Raw genomic sequence first — 20,070 nt, 5'->3', positions numbered from 1 at the left:
TCCTCGCTTGGTCAGTAGGAGAACGGCCACGCCTTCCAGTAGCCGCGGGCCCGGACCCAGATGCCGAACAGCCCGCGTGGTTCGAAGATGAGGAAGACGATGATGAGTGCGCCGTAGAGGATCGTCTCCACCTGGAAGACGTTCGGCACCTCGTTCGGCTGGGTGCTGATGAACGGCACCCACGCCTGCAGTTCCCGGGTGAGCCGGGGCAGCAGGGTGATGAAGAACGCCCCGGCGATGGCGCCGGAGATGGTGCCCGCGCCGCCGATGAGCACCATGGCGATGTACTGCACGGAGAGCAGGAGACTGAAGGATCCGGGGTCGAAGTAGCCGGTGATGGTGTAGAGGAGCGCACCGGCGCAGCCGGCGTAGAACGACGACACGGCGAACGCGATCGTCTTGTACCGGGGCAGGTTCACGCCGATCACGCCGGCGGCGATGTCCCGGTCCCGGATCGCGGTGAACGCCCGCCCGATCCGGGACCGGGCCAGGTTGCGGGCGGCCAGCGCGAAGACCAGCAGGAGCACCAGCATCAGCCAGTACAGCTTCTGGTCCCGGGTGCCCGCCTCGCCGGTGACCGCGAGGGGGCGGCCGAGGAACTCCAGCGTGGCCGCCGGCCGGCCGACGCCGGCGCCGCCGGTCAGCGACGACCACTCGTTGAAGATGTGCTGGCCGATGAAGACCAGACCGAGGGTGACGATGGCGAGGTAGAGCCCGCGCAGCCGGGTCGCGAGCGGCGCGACGAGCACGCCCGCGACCGCGGCGACCAGCCCGGCGGCGGGCAGCCAGAGCGCGACGTCGGTGACGCCGAAGCCGATCACCCGACCGTCCGGGTCGCCGCTCAGCGCCGCGGCGGTGTACGCCCCGATGCCGAGGAAGAAGGCGTGCCCGAGGGAAACCTGCCCGGCGTACCCGGTGACCAGGCCGAGGCCGATCGCGCCGATCGCGGCGACGCAGCACACCGCGAGCAGCTGCAGCAGGTCGTCGGTGAGCAGGAAGGGCAGGGCGAACGCCAGCACGAGCAGCCCGCCGGTCCACCACCGTTTGGCCGGGGTGTCGAGCAGCGCCAGCTCCTCGGCGTACGACGTGCGCAGCAGCGGCCGGTGCCTCATACCCGCTCCACCTCCCGGGTCCCGAACAGCCCGTACGGGCGGACCAGCAGCACCACCAGCATCAGCACGTACGGGGTGATGACCGAGACGTTGCCACCGAGCCAGGCGACGTCGTTGGCGTACGTGGCGACGAACTCCTGCAGGACGCCGACGGCGAGCCCGCCGATCACCGCGCCGGCCAGCGAGTCCAGCCCGCCGAGGATGATCACCGGTAGGGCGGTGAGCGCGATGAGCCACAGTGCGGCGTCGACGCTGGCGCCGGCGGCGGCGAACGTCCCGGCGACCGCGGCCAACCCGCCGGCCAGCGCCCAGCTGACCGCGAACACCGCGCCGACCGAGACGCCGTGCGCGAGCGCGGCCTCCTGGTCCAGGGCGGCGGCGCGCATCGCCAGCCCGGTGCGGGTGAACCGGAAGAACGCGAACAGCCCGGCGACGAGCAGGGCGGCCGCGACCACCGCGGCGAGGTGCCGCTGCTGCATCTCGACCGGGCCGAGGGCGAGGGTGCGCAGCCCCCACGGGTCGCCGACGTGCCGCACGTCGAGGCCGATGAACGCGTTGACCACGACGCGCACCGCCACGTCCACGCCGAGGGTGATGATGGCGACGACGAACGCGGGCCGCCCCACCATCGGGCGCACGGCGGTGCGCTCCACGCCGAGCGCGAGCAGCGCGGTGCCCAGCGCCGCGAGCGGCACGGCCGCCCAGAAGCCGACCTCGGGGGTGAGGTAGGTGACCGCGACGACGCCGGCGAGCATGAACGCCGGCTGCGCGAAACTGATCACGCGGGTGGCCTTGTAGATGATGACGAATCCGAGCGCGAGCAGGGCGTAGACGCTGCCCGTACCGAGCCCGCGCAGCAGGCTCTCGATCAGCTCGGTCACCGGTCACCACCCGGGGCGTACAGCTCGTCGACCAGGTCGGCGAAGGCGCGGCCGACGGCCTCCCGGCGGACCTTCTGGGTGGCGGTCAGCTCGCCGTCGTCCTCGTCGAGTTCCTTGGGCAGCAGCCGGAACCGCTTGACCTGCTCGACCGGCGGGTGGCGGCGGTTCACCTCGTCGACGACGCCGCGGACCAGCTCGACCACCTCCGGCTTCGTGGTCAGGTCGCGGTAGGTGGTGTAGGGCAGGCGGCGGGCCTGCGCCCACTGCCCGACGGTGTCCGGCTCGATGCCGATCAGCGCCACCAGGTACGGGCGGCGGTCGCCGATCAGCACGGCCTCCTTGACGTACGGGGACGCCTTCAGCTCGTTCTCGATGCCGGCCGGGCCGATGTTCTTGCCCCCCGCGGTGATCATGATGTCCTTGGCCCGGCCGGTGATCCGGACGTGCGTGCCGTCGACCCACTCCCCCACGTCCCCGGTGTGCAGCCAGCCGTCGGGCTCCAGCACCGCCGCCGTGGCAGCCGGGTCGTCGAGGAAGCCGGCGAAGACGCCGGGGCTGCGGGTGAGGATCTCCCCGGTGGCCTCGTCGATCCGCAACTCGACCCCGGACTGCGGCTCGCCGACCGTGCCCAGCCGCACCCGGCCCGGGCGGTTGCCGGTGGCGATGGCGGAGTTCTCCGTCATGCCGTACACCTCGTGCATCGGCACGCCGATGCCCATGAAGAAGCGCAGCACCTCGGGGGCGATCGGGGCGGCGCCGGAGGCGGCGTAGCGGACCCGGCGCACGCCGATCCGCTCGCGCAGGGCGCGGTAGCAGAAGACCCACCCGATCGCGTACCCCAGCCGGGTCGCCGCGGTGTGCCGCCCGCCGGTCGCGACCAGCCGCGCCCCGATCCGGTCGGAGACCCGCAGCCAGAACCGGGCGACCGCCCGCTTGAGCGGCGACGCGGTGGCGACCCGGGTGGTGACCGTGGCGAGGATCTTCTCCCAGATCCGCGGCACCCCGAACAGCAGGGTGGGCTGCACCTCGCGCAGGTTCGCCGGCACGGTGGCGATCGACTCGGCGAAGTTGACCTGCACGCCCGCTCCCGCGTTGGCCCAGGTGGTGAAGACCCGCTCGGCGACGTGGCACAGCGGCAGGTACGACAGGATCAGGTCGCCGGGGCCGGGCGGCGGGTCCGACAGGCCCCGGCCCTCGGTGACCGTACGCACCGCGAAGTCGATGTTGGCGTTGGTCAGCATGGCCCCCTTGGGCCGGCCGGTGGTACCCGAGGTGTAGATGACGGTGGCCACGTCGGTGCCGGTCGCGGCGGCCATCACCTGCTCGACCTCGCCCGGGTGGGCGATTCGGTGCGCCTCGCCGAGCGCCACGAAGTCGTCCCAGTGCAGCAGGGCGCGGTGGTCGTAGTGGCCGCGTACGCCGCGCGGCTCCAGGTAGACCACGTGCTCCAGGTCGGGGCAGTCGGCGATCACGTCGAGGACCTTGTCCACCTGCTCCTGGTCCTCGGCGACGAGCACCCGTGCGCCGGAGTGCGCCAGCAGGTAGCCGATCTCGCCGGCCGGGTTGGTCGGGTAGAGGCCGACGGTCGCCCCACGGACGGCGACGGTCGCCACGTCGGTCCAGAGCCACTCGCGCCGGTTCTCCGCCAGCACGGCCACCCGGTCCCCGGGCCGTACGCCCAGCGCGAGCAGGGCGTGCGCGACGGTGGTCGCGGTGTCCCAGTAGGACGCCCAGGTCACCTCGGCCCAGACGCCCCGGACCTTCTCCCGCATCGCCACCCGGCCCGGCGTGGCGCGGGCGCGGTCGCGTACCCGGGCGGCGATCGTGGTGGCGGCGGCGCCGGCGGTGTCCGCGACGGCCGTCCCCGACGGCGCGGTGGTGCTGCTCACGTCCTGCTCACCTCCCCCAGGTAGGCGCGGATCACGTCGGGGTGGTGCTGGATCTCGGCGGGTGGGCCGGTGGCCACCGGCTGTCCGAAATCGACCACGAGCACGCGGTCGGCGAGATCCATGACCAGGCCCATGTCGTGTTCGACGAGCACGATCGGGATGCCGAGTTCCTCGCGGACGTCGAGGATGTAGCGGGCCATGTCCTCGGTCTCCTCGAGGTTCATCCCGCCCACCGGCTCGTCGAGCAGCAGCAGCTTCGGCTCCATGGCCAGCGCCCGGCCGAGCTCCACCCGCTTCTGCACCCCGTACGGCAGCAGCCCGACCGGCATCCGCCGCCACTGCTCCAGCTCCAGGAAGTCGACGATCTCCTCGACCGCCGCGCGGGCGGCCAGCTCCGCCCGGCGGGCCCGGCCCCGCCACAGCACCGCCGCCAGCGGTCCGTAACGGATGTGGTGGTGCCGCCCGAGCAGCAGGTTCTCCAGGACGGTGAGGTTGGCGAACAGCTCGACGTTCTGGAAGGTGCGGGCCAGGCCGAGGGCGGCGATCTCGTGCGGCCGGCGACCGACCAGGTCGACGCCGTCGAAGACCACCCGCCCGGCCTGCGGTCGGTAGACGCCGGAGAGCACGTTGAAGATGGACGTCTTGCCGGCTCCGTTCGGCCCGATGACCGCGAACAGCTCCTGCCGCCCGACGGTGAAGCTCACCCCGTCGATCGCCCGTACGCCCGCGAACGCGAGCCGCACGTCCTCGAAGGTCAGGATCGGCTCGTGGGTCGTGACCGGTTCGCCGGTCCCGGTCTGTCCCGTCACGACAGCCACCGCTTTCGTCGCCGGTAGTGCTTGACCTCCCGGAACGATCTCCGGGCGGAGGAGTCGCCGGCGTGCAGCCCGAGGTAGAACTCGCGGACGTCGTCGTCGGCGAGCAGCTGCGCCGCCGGCTTGTCCAGCACCACCCGGCCGGTCTCCAGCACGTACCCGTGCGCGGCGATGGACAGCGCCATGGCGGCGTTCTGCTCCACCAGCAGCACGGCGGTGCCGGCGGCGTTGATCCGCAGGATCAGCTCCCGGACCTGCTCCACGAGCCGGGGCGCGAGGCCCAGGCTGGGCTCGTCCAGCAGCAGGTAGCGTGGACCGGCCATCAGGGCCCGCCCCATCGCGAGCATCTGCTGCTCGCCCCCGGACAGGTAGCCGGCCGTCCGCCGGCGCCGCTCGGCGAGCACCGGGAAAAGGTCGAACACCTCGTCGAGGCGGCCCGGGATCCGGCGCGGGTCGGTGTGACCGCCCAGCCGCAGGTTCTCCTCGACGGTCAGCTCGCCGAAGATGCGCCGCCCCTCCATCACCTGGGCGACGCCCCGCCGGACGATCGCCGCCGGCCGCAGGCGGTGCAGCGGCTCGCCGTCCAGCGTGACCTCGCCCCGGGCCACCTCGCCGTGGTGGATGTCGAGCAGGCCGGTGATCGCCCGCAGCAGGGTGGTCTTGCCGGCGCCGTTGCCGCCGAGCAGGGCGACGATCGCGCCCGGGGGGACGGTGATGCTCAGGCCGCGCAGGACCAGCATCACGTCGTCGTAGACGACCTCGAGATTCCGTACCTGCAGCACGGCGCCCCCAAGGGATTACCTGTGGCGTGCGCCACAAGTTACCGAGCATTAAACCGCTTGGAACGCCCCCGCAAAAGATCGGATCGGGTGGATCTTCGGCGTCACCGCCGGCACTCGGTGGCGGAAGTGACTCTCGCCGGCCCCGACCGGCGCGGCACGGTCGGGACGTCGGCGGCGACCGGCCACCCGGCGGATCGCCAGGGGCGGTCAGAGCCAGCCGTTCTCCTGCGCCACCCGGATCGCCTCGGCCCGGCTCTCGACGCCGAGCTTCTGCACCGCCGCCGCCAGGTAGTTGCGGACCGTGCCGGTGGACAGGTGCGCCCGGCGGGCGATCGACGCCGCCGGCGACCCGTCCTGGGCCAGCCGCAGCGTCTCCAGCTCCCGCGGGGTGAGCGGGCAGGGCGGGATGAGCAGCGCGTCGGCGGCCAGCGCCGGGTCGACGTATCGACCACCGGCGTGCACCCGCCGGATCACGTCGGCGAGCGCACCTCCGGGTGCGCCCTTGGGCAGGAAACCCCGGGCTCCGGCGGCGAGTGCGCGGGCCAGGTGCGGCGGCCGGCCCTGGCCGGTGAGGATGACCACCGCGCAGTCCGGCAGTGCCCGGGCCAGTTCGGCCGCGACCTGGAAGCCGTCCCGTCGCGGCATGGTCAGGTCCACGACGGCCACGTCCGGCCGGTGCGCGAGCGCGGCGGTCACCGCCGCCTCCCCGTCGGCCGCCTGCGCGACCACCACCAGGTCCTCCTCGAGGTCGAGCAGGGCGGCCAGGGCCGACCGGATCAGCTCCTCGTCGTCGGCGAGCAGGACGCGGATCATGCGGCGGCCGGCACGGTCGCTTCGAGGGTGAAGACCCCGTCGGCGCAGCGGGTGTGCAGGTGCCCGCCGACCCCGGCGAGACGGTCGGCCAGCCCGGGCAGGCCCTGGCTGTGCCGGTCCGGTGCCGCCGTGGCGGGCACCCCGTCGTTGGTCACGGTCATCCGCGCCACGTCCTCCGCACGGGTGATCTCGATGCGGCACCAGCCGGCCCGGCTGTGCCGCAACACGTTGGTGCCGGCCTCCCGGAGCACGGCGGCGAGCTGCGTCGCCGCCTCCGGCGGCAGCTCCCCCGGTGGCGGCACGACCGTGCACCGCACTCCGGACGACCGGAGCACCTCGCCCATCGCGGCGAGCTGCTCGGCGAGGTCGACCGTCCGGTACCCGTGCACGGTCCGGCGCAGCTCGGCGAGCGCGGTGGCCGCCAGTCGCTGCGCCTCCCCCGCCTCCCGGCCGGCGCGCGCGGGATCGGTGGGCGCGAGACGGGCCGCCAGCTCGGCCTTCAGCGCGATGACGGTCAGGTGGTGCCCGAGCAGGTCGTGCACGTCCCCGGCGAAGCGCAGCCGCTCCTGCGCCGCCGCCAGCCGGGCTCGCGCCGCCCGCCCCTGCCCCGCCTGCACGAGCAGCTCCCAGAACCACACCTGGAAGCCGGTCACCACGGCGACGCCGAGGCCGACCACACCGGTGACCAGCAGTGACCGGGTGACCGACGTGCCGGTCACCGCGGCCAGCAGCCCGGCAACGGCGAGGGCGGCGGCGACTGTCGGCACCACCAGGCGGAACGAACCCAGCAACGGCACCCCGCCGACGACGGCCGCGCCGAGCCAGGCCCAGGTGGGCCAGACACCCACGGCGACCGGCGCGACGAGCGGCACCCCGAGCACCGCCACCGCGGCGTACGCGAGCCGCAGCCGGCGGCGGGCGCGGTCGGCCGGCGCGGGCGTCACCACCGTACGCAGGGCGACCGCCAGCACGACTGCGAACGCGGCCAGCCCGGCCGCCCCCGACGCGACCCGCCACGGGTCCGGTTCGCGGGACAGCCCGACCGCCGGCAGGAGCAGGGTGGCGGCCATACCGGAGGCGAGCGAGACCACGGTCGCGGTGCGGGCCCGGGACAGGGTCCGCCCGCCGCCCGGCACCGCCGCCTCCGCCATCACGGTCTGAAGGGTAGAGGCCGGCGCCGCAGCGGTGGACCCGCCGGCGCGCACGCTCCGACCGTGCGTTCCGCACGGTCGGCCGGTGACGACGCGCGCCTGGTTTCCGGGCGCCTCCGGCCCGGACGCTCGTCGCATGACCGAACTGACGGCGGCCCACGCCGCGACGACCCACGGCGACCGGCCGGTACGACGCGTCCCGGCACTCGCCCGGCACCTGCTGGAGATGGTCCTCGCCATGATGGCCGGGATGCTCCTGCTCGGCCCGGCGCGCGGCGCGCTGGCCGGCGCTGTCGGGCTGGGCCCATCAGCACCCGGCACCGGCGCGCTGCTGATGGCCACCGACATGAGCATCGGGATGGCGGTGTGGATGTGGTACCGCGGGCATTCGAGGTCGGCGATCGGCGAGATGGTCGTCGCCATGTACGTGCCGGTGGTGCTGCTACTCGTGCCGTACTCCGCCGGTCTGCTCGGCGCCGACGGCCTGCTGCTGGGCGGTCACCTGCTGATGCTGCCGGCCATGGTGGCGGCGCTGCTGCGGCGCCGGGACGAGTACGCCGCGCACCACGCCGTCCGGCCCGCCCCGGACGCGCACCCGCTGGTCCGGGTGCTGGCACACCGCTGGCCCACCGGGCTCGCGCTGCTGATGAGCTTCGACAACTGGTTCACGCCGGCGGTCCTCCCGCCGTGGACCCTGCTCGGCCTCGGCGTCAGCTACCTGGTGATCGGGGCGGGGCGGCGCCGGCTGGGTGACCGCCGGGTCCTCGCGTCGCAGCTGGCCGGCCTGCTCGGATGGACGGCGCTGGCCGTGGCCGCGATGGTCCTCGGCGGGGACGCCGCCCGTTGGCTGGTGGCCGTCGGCTGGCTCGCCCACGCGGTCTGGGACGCGGTCCACCACCGCCGCGGCGAGGTCGTGCCGCGCGGCTACGCGGAGTGGTGTGGCGTCCTCGACGCGGCCCTCGGCGCCACGATGATCCTGTTCATCCTCACCGCCCCGTGACCGCCGCCGGGGGCGTCCGCACCCACCGGGCACGGGCGGCGGGCGCCCCCGGGGCGGCGCGATGTGCCGGTCGGCGAAGCGGGCCGATGGCCGTGATGAAAGGCTTGACGCATGAGTTCCGCACCCGTACGGCACGACCCCCCACCCACCGACCCGTCCACCGACGGGACGAGTCCCTTCGCCAGCCTCGGCCTGCGCGACGAGCTGCTGGCCGCGCTCTCCGCGCTCGGCTACGAGGAGCCGACGCCGATCCAGCGGGAGGCGATCCCTCCCCTGCTGGCCGGCCGGGACCTGCTGGGCCAGGCCGCCACGGGCACCGGGAAGACGGCCGCGTTCGCGCTGCCGCTGCTGCAGCGGATGCCCGACGACCGTCCGGGCGGGGACCCGGTGGCGCTGGTCCTGGTGCCCACCCGGGAGCTGGCGGTGCAGGTTTCCGAGGCGTTCCACCGGTACGGCAAGGACCTCGGCGCCCGGGTGCTGCCGATCTACGGTGGTCAGCCGATCGGGCGGCAGCTGCGGGCCCTGGACGCCGGTGTGGACGTGGTGGTGGCCACGCCCGGCCGGGCCCTGGACCACATCGCCCGGGGCACGCTGAACCTGGGCGGGCTGGCCACGGTGGTGCTGGACGAGGCCGACGAGATGCTGGACATGGGCTTCGCCGAGGACATCGAGGCGATCCTGGAACACGCGCCGGAGCAGCGGCAGACGGTGCTGTTCTCGGCCACCATGCCGTCGCGCATCGACGGGCTGGCCCGCCAGCACCTGAGCGACCCGGTGCGCATCCTCATCGCCGGCGAGCAGCCGGTGGCCGGCCAGGCGCCCCGGGTGCGGCAGAGCGCGTACATCGTCGCGCGCGGGCACAAGCCGGCGGCCCTGGGCCGGGTGCTGGACGTGGAGTCGCCGACCGCGGCGATCGTGTTCTGCCGCAGCCGCGAGGAGGTGGACCGGCTCACCGAGACGATGAACGGGCGGGGCTACCGGGCCGAGGCGCTGCACGGCGGGATGAGCCAGGAGCAGCGGGACCGGGTGATGGGCCGGCTCCGGGCGGGCACGGCGGACCTGCTGGTGGCCACCGACGTGGCGGCCCGGGGCCTGGACGTCGAGCAGCTCAGCCATGTCGTCAACTACGACGTGCCGTCGGCCCCGGAGTCGTACGTGCACCGGATCGGCCGGGTCGGCCGGGCCGGCCGGGAGGGCGTGGCGATCACTCTCGCCGAGCCGCGCGAGCACCGGATGCTCAAGACGATCGAGCGGGTCACCGGGCAGCGCATCGTCGTCGACAAGATCCCCACCGTCGCGGACCTGCGGACCCGTCGCCTGGAGCTCACGCAGGCGGCCCTGCGGGAGAGCCTGCTGGAGGACGACCTCGAACCGTTCCGGGCGATCGTCGAGTCGCTCAGCGACGAGTTCGACCTGATGGAGGTGGCGCTCGCCGCGGTCCGGCTGGCGCACGAGGCCACCCTGCCGGGCACCTCGGACGACGAGGAGGAGGAGATCCCGCAGGTCGGGGTCCGTCCGCCGCGTGAGGGGCGCCCGGGGTACGAGGGCCGGGGCGAGCGCCGGCCGCCGGGGCGCCCGCGGGCCGCCGGCACCACCCAGGTCTTTGTCGGCCTGGGCCGGCGCGCCGGCGTCCGGCCGCAGGACCTGGTGGGTGCGATCACCGGTGAGACCGGGGTGAGCGGGCGGGACATCGGCTCGATCGAGATCGCCGACCGGTTCTCGTTGGTGGAGGTGCCGGTCGGGCTGGCCGACGAGGTGATCGCCGGGCTGCGCGGCAGCACGATCAAGGGTCGCCGGGCGACGGTACGCCGGGACCGGGCCGGGGGCGAGAGCCGTTTCGACGGCGGTGACCGGCGCGAACGGCGGGACCGGGAGTTCGACGGCGACCGACGGGAGCGCCGCGAGCGTCGCTGAGGTACGCGCACCGGCGCCCGGGGATCGCGGGCATCGGTGCGGCCCGGCCCGGGTCCGGGTCGGCCTCAGTGCTGCTGGCGCGAGCGGGCAACCAGCCGCCGGCGTACCCCTGCTGCACGGCCAGGTGCGCCCGGTCCGGATTCCCGCCCCCGGCTCGGCGCCCGCCCGCCTCTCCCGGGCGATGGCACGCGGCGCCCGCGCGATCGGGCTCGGCCGGCCGGTGTCCTGACCGACCGGCGACGAACCGTCGGGGGCGCGGGATGCTCCCACGCCCCCGATCGGGCCGGTCCCCCGCTCAGGCGGCGGCGAGGGCCTCGCCGTCGAGCGAGTCCGCGTCGACGTCGGCCGGCCGCAGTGCCAGGGCGAGCACGTCGGCGACGTCGGCGAGAGTGTGGACGGTGAGCGCCGCGCGCACCTCGCCGGGCAGGTCGTCCAGGTCCGGCTCGTTGCGCTTCGGGATGATCACCTCGGTGAGGCCGGCCCGGTGGGCGGCGAGCAGCTTCTGCTTGACACCGCCGATGGGCAGCACCCGCCCGGAGAGCGTCACCTCGCCGGTCATCCCGAACTCGGGCCGGACCGGCCGTCCGCTGGCCAGCGACGCGAGTGCGGTCACCATCGTGATGCCGGCACTCGGGCCGTCCTTGGGCACCGCGCCGGCCGGGACGTGCAGGTGGATCCGCCGCCCGGCGAGCGCGTTCGGGTCCAGCCCGAGCCGCCGACCGTTCGAGCGGAGGTAGGAGAGCGCGATGTGCGCGGACTCCTTCATCACGTCGCCGAGCTGGCCGGTGAGGGTCAGTCCGGGTTCGCCCTCCATGCCGGTCGCCTCGATGAACAGCACGTCGCCCCCGGCGCCGGTGACGGCCAGGCCGGTCGCCACGCCGGGCACCGCCGTCCGCTCCGCCGACTCCGGCGTGAACTTCGGCCGGCCCAGGTAGCGGGCCAGGTCGTCGCTGTCGACGTGCACCGGCGCCGGGTCGGTCGCCAGCGCGACGGCGACCTTCCGCAGGATCTTCGCCAGGGCGCGTTCCAACTGCCGTACGCCGGCCTCCCGGGTGTGCTCACCGGCGACGCGCGCCAGCGCCTCATCGGTGATCGTCACCTCGTCGGCGGTCAGCCCGGCCCGCTCCCGCTGCCGGGGCAGCAGGTGGTCGCGGGCGATGGCCACCTTCTCGTCCTCGGTGTAGCCGTCGAGGTTGACCAGCTCCATCCGGTCCAGCAGCGGGCCGGGGATCGCCTCCACGACGTTGGCGGTGGCCAGGAACAGCACGTCGGACAGGTCGAGGTCGACCTCCAGGTAGTGGTCCCGGAAGGTGTGGTTCTGCGCCGGGTCGAGCACCTCCAGCAGGGCGGCGGCGGGGTCGCCGGAGTAGCCGACGGCCAGCTTGTCCACCTCGTCGAGGAGCACGACCGGGTTCATCGAACCGGCCTCCCGCAGGGCCCGCACGATCCGGCCGGGCAGCGCACCCACATAGGTACGCCGGTGGCCGCGGATCTCCGCCTCGTCGCGGACGCCACCCAGGGAGACCCGCACGAAGGTACGCCCGAGCGCCCGGGCGACGGACTCGCCGAGGCTGGTCTTCCCGACGCCGGGCGGGCCGGCCAGGGCGAGCACGGCGCCGGAGCCACGTCCGCCGACGACACCGAGGTTGCGCTCGGCGCGCCGGTTGCGCACCGCGAGGTACTCCAGGATGCGGTCCTTCACGTCGGCCAGGCCGGCGTGGTCGGCGTCGAGCACCGCACGCGCCGCGGCCAGGTCGGTGTTGTCCTGGGTACGCGTGTTCCACGGCATCTCGAGCACGGTGTCCAGCCAGGTACGGATCCAGCCGGCCTCCGGCGAGGCGTCGCTGGCCCGTTCCAGCTTGCCGACCTCGCGCAGCGCCGCCTCGCGGACCTTGTCCGGCAGGTCGGCGGCCTCGACCCGGGCCCGGTAGTCGGCCGATCCGTCGGGCTCGTCCTCACCGAGCTCCTTGCGGATCGCGGCGAGCTGCTGACGGAGGAGGAACTCACGCTGGGACTTCTCCAGCCCCTCGCGCACGTCGGTGTTGATCTGCTCGGCGACCTCCTGCTCGGCGAGGTGGTCCCGGACCCAGCCGACGAGCAGTTCGAGGCGGGTGGTGACGTCCGGGGCGGCGAGCAGCTCGGTCTTCTGGGCGAGGCTGAGCCAGGACACGTAGCCGGCCGAGTCGGCCAGCTCGGCGAGGTCGGTCATCCGCTCGATCGCGTCGATGACCTGCCAGGCGCCGCGCTGCTGGAGCACCGAGGTCATCAGGGCCCGGTACTCGCGGGCGAGTTCCCGGGCGCGGCCGCCGGGAGCGGGTTCGGTGAGTTCGGTCGCCTCGACCCAGAGCGCGGCGCCGGGCCCGGGCACGCCGGAGCCGATACGGGCTCGGCCAAGGCCACGGACGACGGCCGCCGGTTCGCCGCTGGGCAGCCGGCCGACCTTCTCGATCGTGGCGACGACGCCGACGGGGCCGTACTCTCCGTCGATGCGCGGCACGGCCAGCAGCCGCCGGTCGCCGGTGGCGCGGGCCGCGTCGACGGCGGCCTGGGTGGTCGGGTCGAGGGTCACCGGGATCACCATGCCGGGCAGTAGCACGGCGTCGGTCAGGGGAAGGACCGGAAGAGTTGCCATCGAACACCTGCCATCACGTTGAGTTGAGCGTGTTCAACTCAAGTAACAAATCGTTCCCCTTGTTCCGCTGTGTGACCCAGGCCACGTCGGGCGCGGGACGGGCGCGGGGACAGCAGCTCCCGCAGCGACCCGCGCCCACCCACCGCCGCCACGGCGACCGGGATCGCCAGAGTGGTCAGCACCAGGGCGGCGACCGTGGGGCCGGGCAGCCCGGCGAGCACGGCGAGAACCGCGACGGCCGCGAAGGCGATCAACTTGCGGCGTACGCGCGGGACGGACATGCGTTCCTCCTCGAGTTGGGGTGGCGCCGACGGCCGGGCCGGCGACGGTCAGAGCAGGACGACCAGGGCCGCACCGACCGCGGCCGCCGGGATCGTGGTGATGACCGTGGCCAGCACCGCGGACTGCCGGCGCAGCGCGGCGAGCGGGATCAGCGCGTCGCCGTCCTGGCTGATCGCGTTCGCGACCAGGGTCGGCAGCGGCAGCCCGCCGCTGACGTAGAGACCGGTGAAGACGATCTGCACCGCGCAGCCCGGGATCAGGCCGACGCCCGCCCCGACCAGCACGCCGAGCAGGCCGCCCAGCGCGATCTGTGAGCCGTCGAAGCCGGTCGTGCTGGTGACGAGCTGCCAGGCCAGGTACGCCACGGCCACCCAGACGGTGACGAACGACGCCTCGTGGGCGCTGTGCCGCAACGTGGCGCCGAACGATCGGGGATGCGCCGTCTCCAGCGAGTCGTCGGCCAGCCGTCCGCGCCCCGCGGCGAAGATCAGCACCGCGACCAGGGTGCCCGCCACGCCGAGCGCCAGGTACGGGTCCACGCCGCCGAGCGGCCGGGCCAGCGCCTCGGCGTCGACCAGCTGGAAGACCACCGGCACCGACACGGCGAACGCGGGCGTGGTCAGCCCCCAGAACGCGGTGGAGGCCGGCACCCGGGGCAGCAGCCCGCCGAGCAGCCGCCGGGCGCCGGCCAGGTCCGGGCCACCGACGGCGGCGAGCCCGGCCGGGGCGGTCGCGGCGGCGGGCGTACGGCGCGCGGCGCGGGCCGGGTCGATCCCGAGGGCGTCGACGACGTACCCGGTGGCCAGGCCGACCGCGAAGAGCAGCGCGTGGATCTGGAGCGCGAACACCGGGTTCCAGGCGAGCACCACCCAGGAGGAGTCGCCCATGGTGGCGACCAGGGCGGCGATCACGGTCCCGAACGACACCTTGCGCCGGGCGTACAGCGGCATCAGGATGATCGCGCCGCCGCAGCCGGGGCTCACCCCGAGCAGGGCACCCACCAGCGGGCCCAGCCGGCGCCGCCGGGTCAGCCCGTCGGTGATCCGGTCCCCGTAACGCCAGCGCAGCCAGCCAAACAGCGCCACCATCACGGCGACGTAGACACCCACCTGCATGAACGCGTCGGCGAGCGGACGCAGGACGAGGTCGGTCACGGCACACCTCCGTGCGGTACGGGCACCGCCGGGCCGCCCGCCGCGCGGGCGGCCCGGCGGGGCGGCGTCAGGTGAGCTTGCTCTTGACCTTGGTGGCGACCGACCCGGCGACGCCGGGGTTGGTGCCGTACAGACGGGGGTCACCCGGCGGCAGCACCGGCTCCGGTGCGTGCGCCCGCGGGCTGTGGTCGTAGCGGAACTCGCCCTTGCCGTCCGGCGTGGGCCCGGACGCCCAGCGCCCCTCGGCCGCGTCCTGTCCCGGCGAGAAGTCCAGGTACGTGTAGCTGAACTGGTCGGTGAACTCCTTCGAGTCCGGGAACGCGTCGGGCACCGGCATCTCCTCGAGGCCGTCCTCCTTGAGCTGCTCGATCGCCGCCAGCCACATGTTCTGGTGCATGGTGTCGCGAGCCAGCAGGAAGCGCAGCATCTGCTTGACGCCGGGGTCGTCGGTCATGTTGAACAGCCGGCCGACCTGGAGCCGCCCCTGCGCCTCGGCGGTGACGTTGAGGTGGAAGTCGGCCATCAGGTTGCCGCTGGCGGTGACGAAGTTGCCGTTCCAGGGAACGCCGGCGCTGTCCACCGGCATGGCACCGCCGCCGCCGTGGATGAAGTGCGCCGGGTTGGACCCGCCGTAGACCGCACCGACCATCGGGTTGTCGTCGGCCGCCTCCTGCAGGGCGAGCGGCGCGTTCTCCAGCAGCCGGGTGATCATCGTGGCGATCATCTCGACGTGGCCCATCTCCTCGGTGCCCACGTCCAGCAGCAGGTCCTTGTACTTGCCCGGCAGCCGGCAGTTCCAGCCCTGGTAGAGGTACTGGTTGGCGACGGTCATCTCGCCCCACTTGCCGCCCAGGATCTCCTGCAGCCGGCGGGCGAACGCCGCGTCCGGGCCGTCCGGCTTGGCCTCGAACTGCAGGTCCTTGATATGGCTGAACATGCGTCCTCCTCGGTCGCCATGAGTGCGTACCGAGGACACTTCCCGCGGTGCCGGCCCGCCGGGGCCAGCCCGTGGCCCCGCCGGGTCAACCGGCCGGATGGAAGCCGGGGAGCCGGACCTCCAGGGCCACCCCGCGGGGCCGCAGGCGGTGCACGCGCAGGTCTCCTCCGTCCGCGGCGACCAGCCGCCGCACGATCCACAGCCCGAGGCCGTGCAGGCCCGCTGCCGGGGCCGGCCGCCGTACCGCGGCCACCAACGCCGGGTCGACCCGCCCCTCGTCGGTGACGACGATGCTCAGCCCGTCGCGGCGCAGTGCGGCGTAGATGCCGACCGCCCCGCCGGCCGGCCCGTGCCGCAGCGCGTTCTCCACCAGGTTTACCAGCACCTGCCGCGTGCGCCGCTCGGGGACGGCGCACTCCCCCGCCCGGCGGGTCACCCTGGTCCGCCGCCGGTGCCCGGGGACCAGCACGGCCACCCCGCGCAGGATCTCCGCCAGCGGCGCGACGGTCGTCTCCGGCTGGGCCGCCAGGACGAGCGCGCCGGTGCCCGCGGCCGCGTCCTGGAGCAGGTCCGCCAGGTGCGCGGCCTGGTCCCGGGCGAGCGCGCTGAGCGCCCGACGGTCGTCGCCGGTGAGCGTACGCCGCTCGTCGGCGAGGGCCCGGGTCACCGAGGTGAGGGTGCTGACCGGCGTACGGAACTCGTGGCAGAGGACGCGCAGCAGCAACTCGGGGGGGAGATCGGCCATCGGCTCGGCGGTACGGGCCGGGCGGAACCGGCGGAATCCTCGGAGCATCCCCAGCCATGCCTGCATCCGTTCGACTCCCCTTCGTCCGGTGCGCTCGCCGGCATGATCGGTACCCGCTCGGGAAGGGATCAGGCATGCTCCACGCGCCCCCCGTCCGGATCGCCGTCGTCGACGACCACCCGCTCTTCGTCCGGGGGTTGGAGTTGCTGCTGCCGGTGACGACGAACGGGCGCGCGACGGTGGTCGGCTCCACCGGTGACGCCGCCGGGGCGGCCTCGCTGGTCAGCCGCTGCCTGCCGGACCTGGCGCTGGTCGACCTGCACATGCCGCCGCCGGGTGGGGTACGCGCGGTCGGCGCGATCCGCCGGACCACCCCCCGGGTCCGGGTCGTGGCGATGTCCGGCGGCACCGATTCCGCGCCCGCCCTCGACGCGCTGCGCGCCGGCGCCGAGGGCTACCTGCCCAAGAGCGCCGAGCCGGAGGAGTTGCTGCCGCCGCTGCTCGCCATCCTCGACGGGTGGGCGGTGCTCCCCGGGGAACTGCTGCGGGCCCTGCTCCGTCCGGCCCGGATCCCGCCGGTCGACCTCGACGAGGACGAACGGGACCTGCTCCGCGCGATCGCCGCCGGGCGCAGCACGGTCGAGATCGCCCTCGGGATGCACGTCTCCGAACGCACCGCCAAGCGGATGACCGCCGCCCTGCTGCGCAAGCTCCGGGTATCCAGTCGGGCCGAGGCCGCCGCGCTCGCGGGACACGCCGGCCTGCTCGCGGACTGATCAGCGGCGCTTTCCGACCGGCCGCCCATCGATTTCGGCGGAGGATTACGGAGCCGAACCTAAATGAGTACGACGCGTTTTCTTGCGGTTATGCCACGGGATACGTCAAACTTTGACCACACCCCGCCCCCACACAGGGAGTAATCGGCGATGGCAAGAAAAGTAATCACGGTCCTGACCGACGACCTCGACGGCGGAAAGGCCGATCGGACCGTCGAGTTCGGCTTGGACGGTGTGGCGTACACGATCGACGTCTCCGACGAGAATGCGGGTGTCCTGCGCAAGGCACTGGACCCGTACATCACGGCCGGCCGCCGGATCGGGCGCGGCGGGGTGGAGGCGTCGCGGGCGCCCCGCCGGGGAGCCGGCACCGGCGCGGGAATGGATCGGGAGCAGAACCGCGCCATCCGGGAATGGGCCGCGAAGAACGGCTACAAGATTTCTGAGCGGGGCCGGATCCCGGTCGAGGTCGTCGAGGCGTACAAGAACCGCTGAGCGTCGCCCGTGTGCGGGGCCGTGCCATTCGGCGCGGCCCCGCAGGCATTTGCGCCACCGGCCATTCCGCCTATCGCGATCGTGATCGCCGCGGCCGCCCCGGTGCCCCGGCGGTCGCGACCGGACGCCGACACGGTGCGGGGCCGTCCGGGTCGTACACCCCGGACGGCCCCGCACCCGTCACTCAGTTGACTTCGATCCGCACCGCGTCGAACGCCGGGGTCTGGTTGGCCCGCGCCATCATCGGGATGCGGTGCGAGCCGTCACCGGCCCAGACCGCGCACTGCGCCAGGCCCGCCTCGGGCAGGCCCGGGACCTGGATGGTCACCTCGTCCGCGTCGCGGCCACCCTGGCTGTCCTCGGTGGCGACGAAGAACGCCGGCACGGCCTCCGGGTCGGCCGGCGCCTCGTCGGTGCTCTGCAGCATCCGGCAGGCGGTGTGGAAGTGACCACGGGTGAGCCCGTCCTCGTTGAGCAGCGAGCTCTCGACGTAGTACCCGCCCTGGCCGGCGGCGAGGAACCGGTCCCGGATCAGGTTCCGGGTGCTCACCCGCAGGGTGAACGGCTGGTTGGCCCCGACCTGCTGCGGGAAGTCGGTGATCAGCAGGGACGGGTTGTTCTCGGCGGCACCCACCTCACCGAAGGCCGTGCTGACGCAGCGGTTGCCGTTCTGGAAACCGTCATGCGCCTCCAGGCGGCTCTCGTCGCAGTTGTTCGCGAGCACGCCGAGCCCGGCGCCCGGGGCGTTACCGCCGTTGTTGTCGCCGTCGTTACCGCCGTCGCTGCCACCGTTGTCGTCGCCGTCGTTGGGGTTGCCGGTCGGGGCGACCTGACACTGGGCCAGCTCCGCCAGACCCCGGGGTCGGGGACCGAACCGGTCGATCGCGTTGGTGATCCGTTGCAGCGTCGCCCGCCGCCGGTCGGCCAGCGGCCGCAGGATGGCGTTGCGGACGAAGGCCTCACCGCGGCTGCCGTCGGCGGCGAGCCGCCGGTCGGCCTCGTTGATCTGGTTCTGCAGCTGGGCGAGGTTACGGTCCACCTCGGCGCGGGCGCGCTCGGGAATCTCCGGCAGCTGACTGGCGACATCCGGGCAGGCCACCGCCGACCCGCCGTTGTTCGCCGGCGCCTCGCCGTCCCGCGTCTGCTGGCACTCCTCGACCGACTGCTGGCCGTCGCCCCAGTGGTTGCGTACCCAGCGGCCGTTCTGCCAGGTGCGGGTCGTCGTCTCGGTCCCGGCCGGCGCGGTCGCACCGGGGCTGGGCTCCACGCAGGCGGCGGCCGCCGGGCGGGTTCGCTCGTTGCGTCCCTCCCCGGCCGACGAGATCTGGGTCACGGCGACCACGCCGCCGAAGACCACCAGCGTGCCGACCGCGGCCACCAGCCGCTTGCTCCGCGCGTTACCGGATGACCGGCGCGCCCGTGTGGACCTGCGCATTGAATTGCTCTCCTTCTCGATCCGGTATTTGATTCGAGACCTCGGCGGACCGACGGAATTGAGACGGCACGCCGCATCGGGACGTAGCCGGTGGCACGTCGACGAGCGACGATGCCCTTTCCGCACCGTCTTCCGCGTCTGGCGACGCGGTCGGGGAGATCCTGTCCATTCCCGCTTGAGTACGGGAGGGCCCGGACGATGGTTCAACGGGGCGGAGAAATTTTTCTCGGCGGATCCGGCGGCCGGGCGATCAGTCGGCGCAGAGGTGGTCGAAGGCGAAGCCGCCGGCCAGTTCGTCGCGGCGCGCGGCCAACCCGCGGATCGCCTCGCGCAGTTCCTCGGGCGAGGTCAAAGGCGGTGTCGCGGCGTCGAGGGCGCGCAGCCGCTCGCCGACGGCCAGGGTGGCGACGTCCTCGGCGAGCCGGGCCGGGTCCACCCCGGTGGCGAAGCGGTGTTCGGTCACGGTCACCCGCTCCACCAGGAGCGCGCCGGGGCGGACCGTCACCCAGCTCCACCCCTCGGCCGGCCCGGTGGACCACCGGACGTGCAGCCCGCGCACGATCGGGTCGGCCAGCCGCCGCGACACGTACGCCTCGACCGCCGCTGCACGGGTCAGTGCGCCGAGGTCGTTGACGGCGCCCGTCCGCCCGTCCGGGAGCCGCCCGGGGATGTCGCGGAACCCGGTCACCTCCGGCTCGCCGGCCCAGCGCTCGGCGTAACCCCGGGCGTCGATCACGTACGCGACGATCGCGACGCCGTGGTCGGCGGCCCGCAGGGTGGGCGAACCGATCCGCAGCACGGGCAGGCCGACGGCGGCGCTGACGGCGTCCTTCATCCGCTCCACCCGCTGCGCCGACGAGCCGGCGGGCGGCGGCGGGCCGATCTCCACCGCCACCGTCGGCTGCCCGGTGTCGGCCCCGCAGACGACGAGGTCGTAGCTCTCGCGCAGGGCGGTGGTCCACTGGTGGCCGGTGACGCCCGGCGGGCGCCGGTGCACCAGGTCGCTCAACCGACGGGGGCCGTACACGATCTGGCCGCCCCGGGCCAGCACCGACCCGCCGCCCGCGGGCACCGCCCGCAGCCAGCCGCCGTCCGCCCCGCCGTCGCTCGTCATCGCCCCTGTGCCGTTCGCCCGTCCCGTCGCTCCCGCCGGCGACCGGCCGAGTGTAGGACCCCGATGATCGCCGGCGTCCCGGCGGTCCGGCGTTCCGGCGGTGCCGTGATAGGAAGGGGCCCTTCCGCTACCGGAGGCGTTTC

Annotated in this window: 18 protein-coding genes; 4 read left to right on the top strand and 14 right to left on the bottom strand. The window is 74.1% G+C overall.

The window, feature by feature from the left end; translation table 11 throughout:
* Window positions 1–11: 11 nt before the first annotated feature.
* The 7 genes from EV376_RS17140 to EV376_RS17110 form a co-directional block, all read right to left on the bottom strand.
* Window positions 12–1,112: a branched-chain amino acid ABC transporter permease gene (locus EV376_RS17140; RefSeq protein WP_130324461.1), complete on the bottom strand. Its 1,101-nt coding sequence runs from the start codon at window positions 1,110–1,112 to the stop codon at window positions 12–14.
* Window positions 1,109–1,993, bottom strand: a complete 885-nt coding sequence (locus EV376_RS17135) for a branched-chain amino acid ABC transporter permease (protein ID WP_130324459.1) — start codon at window positions 1,991–1,993, stop codon at window positions 1,109–1,111. The genes EV376_RS17140 and EV376_RS17135 overlap by 4 nt, the downstream gene beginning before the upstream one ends.
* A complete protein-coding gene (locus tag EV376_RS17130; RefSeq protein ID WP_486482667.1) occupies window positions 1,990–3,882 on the bottom strand; it encodes an AMP-dependent synthetase/ligase in 1,893 nt (630 codons plus the stop codon). The genes EV376_RS17135 and EV376_RS17130 overlap by 4 nt, the downstream gene beginning before the upstream one ends.
* Complete coding sequence (locus EV376_RS17125; protein ID WP_486482666.1) at window positions 3,879–4,691, bottom strand: ABC transporter ATP-binding protein; 813 nt, start codon at window positions 4,689–4,691, stop codon at window positions 3,879–3,881. The genes EV376_RS17130 and EV376_RS17125 overlap by 4 nt, the downstream gene beginning before the upstream one ends.
* Entirely contained in the window at window positions 4,688–5,437 is a 750-nt protein-coding gene (locus tag EV376_RS17120) for an ABC transporter ATP-binding protein (protein WP_207228563.1), read from the bottom strand. Before EV376_RS17120 ends, EV376_RS17125 begins: the two co-directional genes overlap by 4 nt.
* Before the next feature lie 249 nt (window positions 5,438–5,686).
* Complete coding sequence (locus tag EV376_RS17115; RefSeq protein ID WP_130324453.1) at window positions 5,687–6,292, bottom strand: response regulator transcription factor; 606 nt, start codon at window positions 6,290–6,292, stop codon at window positions 5,687–5,689.
* On the bottom strand, window positions 6,289–7,443 hold the full coding sequence (locus EV376_RS17110) for a histidine kinase (RefSeq protein ID WP_130328707.1): 1,155 nt from the start codon (window positions 7,441–7,443) through the stop codon (window positions 6,289–6,291). Before EV376_RS17110 ends, EV376_RS17115 begins: the two co-directional genes overlap by 4 nt.
* A gap of 136 nt (window positions 7,444–7,579) precedes the next feature.
* On the opposite strand from EV376_RS17110, the gene EV376_RS17105 reads away from it, so the two are divergent.
* Both EV376_RS17105 and EV376_RS17100 read left to right on the top strand, forming a co-directional pair.
* Window positions 7,580–8,443 carry a hypothetical protein gene (locus tag EV376_RS17105; protein WP_486482665.1) on the top strand — a complete coding sequence of 288 codons (864 nt, stop codon included), beginning with the start codon at window positions 7,580–7,582 and terminating at the stop codon, window positions 8,441–8,443.
* 111 nt (window positions 8,444–8,554) lie between these two features.
* Entirely contained in the window at window positions 8,555–10,357 is a 1,803-nt protein-coding gene (locus tag EV376_RS17100; RefSeq protein WP_130324451.1) for a DEAD/DEAH box helicase, read from the top strand.
* A gap of 295 nt (window positions 10,358–10,652) precedes the next feature.
* Here the strand turns inward: EV376_RS17100 and lon are convergent, their stop codons facing one another.
* From lon to EV376_RS17075, 5 genes are all read right to left on the bottom strand, one after another.
* Window positions 10,653–12,989 carry an endopeptidase La gene (gene lon, locus EV376_RS17095; RefSeq protein WP_130324449.1) on the bottom strand — a complete coding sequence of 779 codons (2,337 nt, stop codon included), beginning with the start codon at window positions 12,987–12,989 and terminating at the stop codon, window positions 10,653–10,655.
* Between the two features lie 38 nt (window positions 12,990–13,027).
* The gene (locus EV376_RS17090) at window positions 13,028–13,270 is read right to left on the bottom strand and encodes a hypothetical protein (RefSeq protein WP_130324447.1); all 243 of its coding nucleotides are present in this window, start codon (window positions 13,268–13,270) and stop codon (window positions 13,028–13,030) included.
* Window positions 13,271–13,318: 48 nt separating this feature from the next.
* Window positions 13,319–14,425 carry a putative manganese transporter gene (locus EV376_RS17085; protein WP_130324445.1) on the bottom strand — a complete coding sequence of 369 codons (1,107 nt, stop codon included), beginning with the start codon at window positions 14,423–14,425 and terminating at the stop codon, window positions 13,319–13,321.
* Window positions 14,426–14,492: 67 nt separating this feature from the next.
* Window positions 14,493–15,362 carry a manganese catalase gene (locus tag EV376_RS17080; protein WP_130324443.1) on the bottom strand — a complete coding sequence of 290 codons (870 nt, stop codon included), beginning with the start codon at window positions 15,360–15,362 and terminating at the stop codon, window positions 14,493–14,495.
* An 85-nt stretch (window positions 15,363–15,447) separates the two neighbouring features.
* Complete coding sequence (locus EV376_RS17075) at window positions 15,448–16,173, bottom strand: sensor histidine kinase (protein WP_130324441.1); 726 nt, start codon at window positions 16,171–16,173, stop codon at window positions 15,448–15,450.
* A 68-nt stretch (window positions 16,174–16,241) separates the two neighbouring features.
* On the opposite strand from EV376_RS17075, the gene EV376_RS17070 reads away from it, so the two are divergent.
* On the top strand, window positions 16,242–16,883 hold the full coding sequence (locus EV376_RS17070) for a response regulator transcription factor (protein WP_130324439.1): 642 nt from the start codon (window positions 16,242–16,244) through the stop codon (window positions 16,881–16,883).
* A gap of 150 nt (window positions 16,884–17,033) precedes the next feature.
* Window positions 17,034–17,378 (top strand): histone-like nucleoid-structuring protein Lsr2, encoded by a 345-nt coding sequence (locus EV376_RS17065; protein ID WP_130324437.1) that lies wholly within the window; start codon window positions 17,034–17,036, stop codon window positions 17,376–17,378.
* Window positions 17,379–17,562: 184 nt separating this feature from the next.
* Here the strand turns inward: EV376_RS17065 and EV376_RS17060 are convergent, their stop codons facing one another.
* Both EV376_RS17060 and EV376_RS17055 read right to left on the bottom strand, forming a co-directional pair.
* Window positions 17,563–18,813, bottom strand: coding sequence for a hypothetical protein (locus EV376_RS17060; RefSeq protein WP_130324435.1), 1,251 nt, complete (start codon window positions 18,811–18,813; stop codon window positions 17,563–17,565).
* 250 nt (window positions 18,814–19,063) lie between these two features.
* Window positions 19,064–19,927 (bottom strand): PDDEXK family nuclease, encoded by an 864-nt coding sequence (locus EV376_RS17055; protein WP_130324433.1) that lies wholly within the window; start codon window positions 19,925–19,927, stop codon window positions 19,064–19,066.
* Window positions 19,928–20,070 lie beyond the last annotated feature (143 nt).

The organism is Micromonospora sp. CNZ295, from assembly GCF_004217535.1.
The sequence above is the reverse complement of the archived record's forward strand: the minus strand, read 5'-3'. Positions and strand labels throughout refer to the sequence as shown.